Source organism: Microbacterium umsixpiens (genome assembly GCF_053543675.1).
The window spans coordinates 1,719-3,913 of the sequence record NZ_JBLVOH010000065.1; the positions used below are offsets into that span (position 1 = coordinate 1,719).

A 2,195-nucleotide genomic window follows, 5' to 3' on the forward strand; every position below is an offset into this window, starting at 1 on the left:
GCGCCGCGGGGAGCCCAGAAGAGCGATTACTCGCCCTTGGTCTTCTGGACGATCTCGTCGGCCACTGCGCGGGGAACCTCAGCGTAGCTGTGGAACTCCATCGAGTAGACGGCACGGCCCGAGGTCTTCGAGCGCAGGTCGCCGATGTAGCCGAACATCTCGGACAGCGGGACCTGAGCGCGGACGACCTTGACGCCTGCGGCGTCTTCCATCGACTGGATCTGGCCACGACGCGAGTTCAGGTCGCCGATGACGTCGCCCATGTACTCCTCAGGAGTACGGACCTCGACGGCCATCAGCGGCTCGAGCAGCACGGGGTTGGCACGGCGAGCGGCCTCCTTGAAGCCCATGGAGCCCGCGATCTTGAACGCCATCTCCGAGGAGTCGACGTCGTGCGCCGCACCATCGACGATGGTCGCCTTGACGCCGACCATCGGGTAGCCCGCGAGCACACCGACGTTCATCGCGTCCTGGAAACCGGCGTCGATCGAACCGATGTACTCACGAGGGATGCGACCACCGGTGACGGCGTTCACGAACTCGTAGGTCTTCTCGGAGTCCAGGTCCATCGGCTCGATGGTGAACTGGATCTTCGCGAACTGGCCGGAGCCACCGGTCTGCTTCTTGTGCGTGTAGTCGTGCTTCTCGACGGCCTTCTTCAGGGTCTCGCGGTACGCGACCTGCGGCTTGCCGACGTTGGCCTCGACGTTGAACTCGCGCTTCATGCGGTCCACGAGGATGTCGAGGTGAAGCTCGCCCATGCCCTTGATGGTCGTCTGACCGGTCTCGGGGTTGAGCTCCGTGCGGAAGGTCGGGTCCTCCTCAGCGAGCTTCTGGATGGCGACACCCAGCTTCTCCTGGTCGGCCTTGGTCTTCGGCTCGATCGCGACCTCGATGACGGGCTCGGGGAACGTCATCGACTCGAGGACGACCGGAGCTGCCGGGTCGGTCAGGGTGTCACCGGTGGTGGTGTCCTTCAGACCGATGACCGCGTAGATGTTACCCGCGGTGACCGAGGGGACCGGGATCTCCTTGTTGGCGTGCATCTGGAAGATCTTCCCGATGCGCTCCTTCTTGTTCTTGGTCGAGTTGATGACCGCAGAACCGGACTCGAGGTGACCCGAGTAGACGCGCACGTAGGTGAGGCGACCGAAGAACGGGTGCACGGCGACCTTGAACGCGAGGGCTGCGAACGGGTCATTGGCGTCGGGGTGACGCTCGATGATCGTGTCGTAGTCCTTCGGGTCGTGCGCCTCGATCGAGCCCACGTCGAGCGGGTTCGGGAGGTAGTCGACGACCGCGTCGAGCATCGGCTGGACGCCGCGGTTCTTGAACGCGGAGCCGCAGAGCACCGGGTAGATCTCGGAAGCGACGGTCAGCTTGCGGATCGCGCCCTTGATCTCGGCGACCGTGAGCTCCTCGCCACCGAAGAACTTCTCGAGCAGCGCGTCGTCGGTCTCGGCCACGGTCTCGAGGAGCTGCTGACGGTACTCCGCCGCCTTCTCCTTGAGGTTCTCCGGGATCTCCTGGATCTCGTAGGAGGCGCCCATCGTGACGTCACCCTTGGAGTCTCCGGCCCACACCAGCGCACGCATCTCGACCAGGTCGACGACGCCGATGAAGTCGCTCTCCGCACCGATCGGCAGCTGGATCACGAGGGGCTTGGCACCCAGGCGGTTGATGATGGTGTCGACGGTGAAGTAGAAGTCCGCGCCGAGCTTGTCCATCTTGTTGACGAAGCAGATGCGGGGGACGTTGTACTTGTCGGCCTGACGCCAGACCGTCTCGGACTGGGGCTCGACGCCCTCCTTGCCGTCGAACACGGCGACGGCACCATCGAGGACGCGGAGCGAACGCTCCACCTCGACCGTGAAGTCCACGTGGCCGGGGGTGTCGATGATGTTGATCTGGTTCTTGTTCCAGTAGCAGGTCACGGCGGCAGACGTGATCGTGATGCCGCGCTCCTTCTCCTGCTCCATCCAGTCGGTGGTCGACGCGCCATCGTGCGTCTCGCCGAGCTTGTGGTTGACGCCCGTGTAGAACAGGATGCGCTCGGTCGTCGTGGTCTTGCCGGCATCGATGTGCGCCATGATGCCGATGTTGCGGACCTTGCTCAGGTCCGTGAGCACGTCTTGTGCCACAGGAGTGTCCTTATCTTTTGGAGCAGTCGTACTGCGAAGAGGGGGTGCCCGGCC

General features: G+C 64.0%; 1 protein-coding gene. It reads right to left on the reverse strand.

The window, feature by feature from the left end; all coding sequences use genetic code 11:
* Positions 1-26: 26 nt before the first annotated feature.
* Positions 27-2,141, reverse strand: coding sequence for an elongation factor G (gene fusA / locus ACNPM4_RS06410; RefSeq protein WP_029260918.1), 2,115 nt, complete (start codon positions 2,139-2,141; stop codon positions 27-29).
* Positions 2,142-2,195: the final 54 nt, after the last annotated feature.